A 7756-nucleotide genomic window follows, 5' to 3' on the forward strand; every position below is an offset into this window, starting at 1 on the left:
GAGCCGCCGCCAACGGTCCTCGCCCCCACACCGGCCGCACCCCCAGCGCGGCCGACGACGGCCCGGAGGCCCCCACGTGAGTACCCCACGCCCGTTGCGACTCCCGCAGCTGGCAAGACTGTTGACGCTCGCCCTGACCCTGCTCCTGACGGTCGGCCTGTTCGCCCCGCGCAGCCAGGCCGCCCCCGCCGCCGCCCCGAGCCCCGGCGACGCCACCGCGACCCGTCCCGCGCCGACCGCGCCGGCCCCGCCGCCCGCGATCGGCGCCTCCCCGGCGCAGGCCGCCGCGGAGGCGGCGGACGGCCGTAGCGCCCTCCCGCCCCGCCAACCCGCCCCGCTGGCCCTGGAGTCGGCGGATCCGGCGGCGTCCGGGCGGTCCGCCGCCAAGGCCCTCGGCTCCGGCGCGGCCGGTGCCGGCGCCGCGGCGGCCTGCAACGTCGGCGACTTCACCGGCCGCACCGGTGGCGCCCTCGTGCAGCAGATCAAGTCCGTGGACCTGGACTGCATCAGCAGCCTGTTCCAGATCGGCCGCGGCGACGCGGCGGCGGCCTTCCGTGAGTCCCAGATGGTCACCGTGGCCTACGCGGTGCGCGACGCCGCCGGCGGCTACCGGGGTACCAACGACTCGTCGATCACGCAGCTGATGTACTACCTGCAGGCCGGCTACTTCGTGCAGTTCTACAACGCGGACGTGGTGGGCCCGTACGGCGCCGCCCTGAAGACGGCGACCCGCTCCGCGCTGGACGCGTTCTTCGCCAACCCCCACTCCCGGGACGTCAGTTACGACAACTCGGGCCCGCTCGGCCGGGCGACCACGCTGATCGACAGCGCCCAGGACAGCGCCCGCTACCTGCCCGTCGTGAAGCAGCTGCTCGCCGCCTACGACAGTGCCACCTGGAACCCGGCCAACATGGCGTACGCGCTGAACCCGGTGTTCACCGCGCTCTTCCGCGGCCACCAGGAAGCGGACTTCCTGCCCGCCGTACAGGCCGACCCGAGCGTGCTGGACGCCCTGTACACCTTCGCCGTGCGCAACAACGACCAGCTCGGCGGCTCCTACGGCAACCTGGTCTTCAACGCGGTCACCGAGATGACCCGCTTCATGCAGTACCAGTCCTTCGTGCCCAGGATCCGCCCGTGGGCGCAGACGCTGGCCGCGCAGTCCTCCCCGGCCGACCGCACCCGCTACCAGCGGGCGGCCGTCGCCCTCGCGGTCCGCTTCTACGACACCGCCAACTGCGCCTCCTACGGCACCTGCGACGACGCGGCCCGCTTCAAGGCCGCCAACCTGCCGGTCTCGTACACCTGCAGCCCGAGCATCACGATCCTCGCCCAGGCGTTGGACACCACTCAACTCGGCACCGCCTGCACCAGCCTGACCGGCCAGGACGCCTTCTTCCACACCGTCGCGCGCGACAACGGCCCGGTCCGGGACGACAACAACCGGACGATCGAGGTCGTGGTCTTCCACTCCTCCTTCGACTACCAGGTGCTGGCCGCCGTCATCTACGCGATCAACACCAACAACGGCGGCATGTACCTGGAGGGCGACCCGGCCAAGGCCGGCAACCAGCCGCGGTTCGTCGCCTACGAGGCCGAGTGGGCCCGCCCCTCGTTCGAGATCTGGAACCTCAACCACGAGTACACGCACTTCCTCGACGGCCGGTTCGACATGTACGGCGACTTCGACGCCGGGATGTCGACCCCGACCGTCTGGTGGGTCGAGGGCTTCGCGGAGTACGTGTCCTACGCGTACCGCAAGGTCGTCAACGACGGTGCCATCGCGGCGGCCGCCCGGCACACCTACAAGCTGAGCGACCTCTTCGACACCGGCTACGGTGACCAGGACCGGGTCTACCGCTGGGGCTACCTCGCCGTCCGCTACATGCTGGAGCAGCACCGCTCCGACCTCGACGCCGTACTCGCCGAGTACCGCACGGGCGACTGGGCCGGAGCCCGGACCCTGCTCAAGACCACCATCGGCACCCGGTACGACGCCGACTTCGACGCCTGGCTGACCAGGTGCGCCAGCGGCGCCTGCGCCGGCGGCACGCCCACCCAGCCGCAGCTGCCGGAGTGCGCGGGCACCGACGTCCGCAAGCTGGACGCCAACTGCGCGCGCAGCAACATCGCGGCCACCACCGGCAACTACGCGCACTTCTACCTGCTGGTGCCGGCCGGCACCAAGCAGGTGAGGATCACCACCAGCGGCGGCACCGGCAACGGCGACCTCTACTACAACCCGAGCGGCTGGGCGTACACCAACGCCTACGCCACCCGCTCGGCGGGGCCGGACAACGCGGAGACCCTCACCGTCACCGATCCGCCGGCCGGCTACGTCTACTTCAGCCTCTACGCCCAGCAGGGCTTCGGCGGGGTGAGCGTCACGAGCGAACTCTGACGGCGCCCCGGAGCGACCGATCACGGACAGGTGACCGCCCCGGCGGGAGCGCTTCGGCGCCCCGCCGGGGCGGGTCCGCTTCCCCGTCCTGCGGTCCGCTTCCCCCGCGGGGCGCCTACTCGCCGATCCGGACCAGCGCCAGGGTGATGTTGTCCGGCCCGCCCGCCTCGACGGCCGCCTTCCACAGGTCGAAGGCGGCCTTCCCGTCGGCGCGCTCCGAGCCGCCCGAGGAGCGGGCCAGCAGGTCCGCGAGCTCCTCCTCCGGCACCGGGTCGGTCAGTCCGTCGCTGCACACCAGGTAGCGGTCGCCGGTGGCCAGCGGCTCGGTGCGCAGGTGCGGCTCGACGAAGGTCAGTCCGAGCGAGCCGCCCAGGGTCTGGGTGACCACGGAGGTGGTGCGCCGGCCGGGCGGCAGCGGGGGGCTGTCGTCGACGCTCACCCGGTGCAGGCCGTCCGCGGTGATCCGGTAGACCCGGCTGTCGCCGACGTTGAAGGCCAGGGCCTGGTCGGGCAGCAGGACGAGGCCGGCCACCGTGGTGCCCATGGCGGCGAGCCCGGGGTCGCCGCCGGCGGCCGCGTAGACCGCGCGGTTGCAGTCCTGGAGCTCCTCCCGGACGGCCTCCTCGTCGGTCAGTCCGGCGCCGTCGGCGGCCAGCCGGCGGGCGACCAGGGAGCTGGCGACCTCGCCGCCGGGGTGGCCGCCGAGCCCGTCGGCGACGGCGACCACGCAGGGCGGGCCGAGCGGGAACAGCAGGGTCTGCGGGTTGCCGGTCACGGTGGCGCAGAGCGTCCACGGGCCGACCGTGAGGCTGTCCTCGTTGTGTTCCCGCACCAGGCCCTCGTGGCTCAGCGCGCTCACCGCGATGTACGCCGCCATCGGTTCGCCGCCCTTCCGGAGCTCCTCCCTCAATTGTGGGCGGGTCCCGTGGATCCCGCGGGGCCGGCGGCCGGCGGGGGAGCGGTGCGTCCGGGGCGGGGGCGCCCGGTGGGAATAGTGGGGCGCACCCCGGTGCTAAGGTGGTTGAAAGTTTGACGATCTGGCCCGGGAGGGCCACGGAGCCCGGGCCCGCAGGCCCGGGCCGACCTGGAGTGTGGTGAGCAGCATGCAGTTCGGAATCTTCACCGTCGGCGACGTCACCCCCGACCCGACCACCGGACGCACCCCGAGCGAGCACGAGCGGATCAAGGCCATGGTGGCCATCGCGCGCAAGGCCGAGGAGGTCGGCCTCGACGTCTTCGCGACGGGCGAGCACCACAACCCGCCGTTCGTCCCGTCCTCGCCGACGACGATGCTCGGCTACGTCGCCGCGCAGACCGAGCGCATCATCCTCTCCACCTCGACCACCCTGATCACCACCAACGACCCGGTGAAGATCGCCGAGGACTACGCGATGCTCCAGCACCTGGCCGACGGCCGGGTGGACCTCATGATGGGCCGCGGCAACACCGGCCCGGTCTACCCGTGGTTCGGCCAGGACATCCGCCAGGGCATCCCGCTCGCGATCGAGAACTACGCACTGCTGCACCAGCTCTGGCGCGAGGACGTGGTGGACTGGGAGGGTCGCTTCCGCACCCCGCTGCAGTCCTTCACCGCCACCCCGCGCCCGCTGGACGGCGTCCCGCCGTTCGTCTGGCACGGCTCGATCCGCAGCCCGGAGATCGCCGAACAGGCCGCCTACTACGGGGACGGCTTCTTCGCGAACAACATCTTCTGGCCCAAGGAGCACTTCCGGAAGCTGGTCGGCCTCTACCGCGAGCGCTACGCCCACTACGGCCACGGCACGCCGGAGCAGGCGTACGTCGGCCTCGGCGGCCAGGTGTTCATGCGCCGCAACTCGCAGGACGCGGTGCGGGAGTTCCGTCCGTACTTCGACAACGCGCCGGTGTACGGGCACGGGCCCTCGCTGGAAGAGTTCACCGAGCAGACCCCGCTGACCGTCGGCAGCCCGCAGGAGGTCGTCGAGAAGACGCTGTCCTTCCGCGAGACCTTCGGCGACTACCAGCGCCAGCTGTTCCTGATGGACCACGCCGGCCTGCCGCTGAAGACCGTCCTGGAGCAGCTGGACCTGCTCGGCGAGGAGGTCGTGCCGGTGCTGCGCGAGGAGTTCGCCAAGGGCCGCCCGGCCGGGGTGCCGGACGGGCCGACGCACGCCGCCCGGGTGGCGGCCCGGGACGAGGAAGCCGTGGAGGTGGCCGAGTGAACGCGTTCAAGCTGGTGGTGGTGAGTGCCGGGCTGAGCAAGCCGTCCTCGACCAGACTGCTGGCCGACCGGCTCGCCGGGTCGACGGACCGGCAGCTGGCCGCGCGGGCGGGGCTGCCGGAGGGCGCCGCGGCCGACGTGACGGTGGTCGAACTGCGCGACCTGGCGGTCGAGATCGCCAACAACCTGGTCACCGGCTTCCCCGGTGCGGCGCTGCGGGCTGCGGTCGGGGCGGTGACGGAGGCGGACGCCGTGATCGCGGTGACGCCGGTCTTCACCGCCTCCTACAGCGGTCTGTTCAAGTCCTTCTTCGACGTGATCGACCACGACGCGCTCGCCGGCAAGCCGGTGCTGATCGCCGCCACCGGCGGCACGCCCCGGCACTCGCTCGCCCTGGAGCACGCCGTCCGGCCGCTCTTCGCCTACCTGCGGGCGGTGGTGGTGCCGACCGCCGTCTACGCGGCCACCGACGACTGGGGTGCCGGCGGGGACGGGCTCACCGAGGGCCTCCCGGGCCGGATCGACCGGGCGGCGGGCGAGCTGGCCGCGCTGCTGGCCGGCCGCGGCCCGGCGGCGCCGACCCTGCCGGACCAGGTGGTGCCGTTCGCCGAGCAGCTGGCGGCGCTGCGGGCCTGAGCCGTCGGCGTGGCAGTGGCAGTGGCAGTGGCAGTGGCGGGTGCGCGACGGCGCCCGCCCCTGCCGCACGTCCGGGGCGGCGGCCGCCCTGCCCGCCGGACCTCCGTCGCGCCGCCCGGTGCTCCGTTCGGGCGCCCGCTCCCGTGCCGAAACGTCCGCTCTGCGGTGTAATCGTACGCATGATCAGATCTCCGCTGGTCCGTCCCGCTCCCGGCGCCCCGTCCCGCTCCGGCCGCCCGGCGCGCCGCGGCGACCACCGCGCCGAGCGGGGCGCCCTCCGGGCGCGGTGAGGAGGGGCGAGCCGACCATGCAGGCCGAACCGCAAGCCGTGCTCTCCCCGCTGACCAGCGCGGCCGTCTTCCTGGTCCTCACCGTCGAGCCCGGCGGCGAGGACGCCGTCCGTGCACTGCTGCCCGACCTCGCCGGGCTGCGCCGCGCCGTCGGCTTCCGCGCCCCCGAGGGCGGTCTGACCTGCGTCACCGGCATCGGCTCCGGGCTCTGGGACCGCCTCTTCACCGGCCCCCGGCCGGCCTCCCTGCACCCCTTCCAGGAGGTGGCCGGCGCCCGGCACCGGGCCCCGGCCACCCCCGGGGACCTCCTGCTGCACCTGCGGGCCGAACGGATGGACCTCTGCTTCGAGCTGGCCGGCCAGCTCACCGGCCGGCTCGCCGGGGCCGCCACGGTGGTCGACTCGGTCCAGGGCTTCCGGTACTTCGACGACCGGGACCTCCTCGGCTTCGTGGACGGCACCGAGAACCCCGAGGGCCGGGCCGCCGTGACCGCGGCCCTGGTCGGCGCGGAGGACCGGGACTTCGCCGGCGGCAGCTACGTCGTCGTCCAGAAGTACCTGCACCGGCTGGACACGTGGAACGCGCTGAGCGTCGAGGAGCAGGAGGGCGCGGTCGGCCGCACCAAGCTCACCGACATCGAGCTGGACGACGAGGTCAAGCCCGCCGACTCGCACGTGGCGCTGACCGTCGTCACCGGCCCGGACGGCGAGGAGCGGAAGATCGTCCGCTTCAACATGGCCTTCGGCTCCTTCGAACGCGGCGGCGAGTTCGGCACCTACTTCATCGGCTACGCGCGTGACCCCGGGGTGACCGAGGAGATGCTGCGCAACATGTTCGTCGGCAACCCGCCCGGCACCACCGACCGGCTGCTCGACTTCTCCACCGCCGTCACCGGCTCGCTGTTCTTCGTCCCGACCGCCGCGCTGCTCGACTCCCCGCCGCCCGCACCGCCGGCGCCGGGCACCCCGCCCGCACCGCCGGCGCCGGGCACCCCGGCCGCGCCCCGCGCGGACGGCTCGCTCGGCATCGGCAGCCTGCGCGGCACCGGCTGAGCCGGCCCACCCGACAAGGACCCCGCACCATGGACAACCTGCACCGCGACCTCGCCCCCGTCTCCGCCGCCGCGTGGGCGGAGATCGAGGAGGAGGCCCGCCAGACCTTCAGGCTGCACGTCGCCGGGCGGCGCGTGGTCGACCTGCACGGCCCCGAGGGCGCCACCCTCGCCGCCGTCGGCACCGGCCACCTGACCGGTGTCGAGCCGCCCGCCGACGGCGTCGAGGCCCGCGCCCGCGCCGCGCAGCCCGTCGTCGAGCTGCGCGTCCCCTTCACCGTCCGGCGCGAGGCGGTCGACGACGTCGAGCGCGGCGCCCGCGACTCCGACTGGCAGCCCGTGAAGGACGCCGCCCGCACCATCGCGCTGGCCGAGGACCGCGCCGTCTTCGAGGGCTACCGCGCCGCCGCGATCGAGGGTATCCGGGACGCCTCGACCAACGCCCGGGTGCCGCTGCCCGACGACGTCCGGGAGTACCCCGAGGCGGTGAGCCGGGCCCTCACCGCCCTGCGGCTTGCCGGCGTCGGCGGGCCCTACTCGCTGCTGCTCGGCGCGGACGCCTTCACCGCCGTCAACGAGACGAGCGACCACGGCTACCCCGTCCACAACCACCTCGCCCGGCTCCTCGACGGCGACATCATCTGGGCCCCGGCCATCGAGGGCGCCTTCCTGCTCTCCACCCGGGGCGGCGACTTCGAGCTCTTCCTCGGCCAGGACGTCTCGGTCGGCTACCTCGCGCACGACGCCGACACGGTGCGGCTCTACCTCCAGGAGTCGCTCACCTTCCGCGTCCACACCGGCGAGGCGGCCGTCGCCCTGGGGGGTCGTACCGGCACGACCAGGCCGCCCGGCCACCAGGAAGGGTACTGAGTTCCTTTACCAGGGGTACTGAGTGCCGTATTCTCTCGGTGGAGCCTCTGACGCCAGTCGAAGAGAGCCGACACGGCATGCCGGTCCAGGTGGCGCTTGCGGCGCGCAGGGCGCGGCCGGGCCGGAATTGGCACTCAGTACCCTCGGCATCACCTGAGGCATGGATCCAGTGCACCCGTGACAGGAGAACCGCTCATGAGCTTGAGGATCGTCGTCTGCGTGAAGCACGTGCCGGACGCGACGGGTGACCGTCGGTTCGCGGACGACCACACCACCGACCGGGAGGGCGTGGACGGCCTGCTGTCGGA

At 73.4% G+C, this 7756-nt stretch carries 6 protein-coding genes and 1 pseudogene; 6 read left to right on the top strand and 1 reads right to left on the bottom strand.

All coding sequences use genetic code 11. The features are described from left to right. The first annotated feature begins 76 nt into the window (after positions 1–76). Positions 77–2401, top strand: a complete 2325-nt coding sequence (locus tag ACIA8Q_RS21580; RefSeq protein WP_360214247.1) for a M9 family metallopeptidase — start codon at positions 77–79, stop codon at positions 2399–2401. Positions 2402–2516: 115 nt separating this feature from the next. Here ACIA8Q_RS21580 and ACIA8Q_RS21585 read toward each other — a convergent pair whose 3' ends face one another. After that, the gene (locus ACIA8Q_RS21585; protein WP_360214249.1) at positions 2517–3278 is read right to left on the bottom strand and encodes a protein phosphatase 2C domain-containing protein; all 762 of its coding nucleotides are present in this window, start codon (positions 3276–3278) and stop codon (positions 2517–2519) included. 226 nt (positions 3279–3504) lie between these two features. Here ACIA8Q_RS21585 and ACIA8Q_RS21590 point away from each other — a divergent pair, with 226 nt between their 5' ends. From ACIA8Q_RS21590 to ACIA8Q_RS21610, 5 genes and pseudogenes are all read left to right on the top strand, one after another. Further along, a complete protein-coding gene (locus ACIA8Q_RS21590; RefSeq protein WP_360214251.1) occupies positions 3505–4602 on the top strand; it encodes an LLM class flavin-dependent oxidoreductase in 1098 nt (365 codons plus the stop codon). Further along, the gene (locus tag ACIA8Q_RS21595) at positions 4599–5237 is read left to right on the top strand and encodes an FMN reductase (RefSeq protein ID WP_360214253.1); all 639 of its coding nucleotides are present in this window, start codon (positions 4599–4601) and stop codon (positions 5235–5237) included. Before ACIA8Q_RS21590 ends, ACIA8Q_RS21595 begins: the two co-directional genes overlap by 4 nt. A gap of 307 nt (positions 5238–5544) precedes the next feature. Further along, positions 5545–6579 (top strand): Dyp-type peroxidase, encoded by a 1035-nt coding sequence (locus ACIA8Q_RS21600; protein WP_360214255.1) that lies wholly within the window; start codon positions 5545–5547, stop codon positions 6577–6579. 29 nt (positions 6580–6608) lie between these two features. Beyond that, positions 6609–7448: a family 1 encapsulin nanocompartment shell protein gene (locus ACIA8Q_RS21605; RefSeq protein ID WP_360214257.1), complete on the top strand. Its 840-nt coding sequence runs from the start codon at positions 6609–6611 to the stop codon at positions 7446–7448. Between the two features lie 195 nt (positions 7449–7643). Then, positions 7644–7756: pseudogene (locus ACIA8Q_RS21610) on the top strand (electron transfer flavoprotein subunit beta); the annotation flags it as partial.

It is taken from the genome of Kitasatospora sp. NPDC051705 (assembly GCF_044453265.1).
Lineage (GTDB): Bacteria > Actinomycetota > Actinomycetes > Streptomycetales > Streptomycetaceae > Kitasatospora.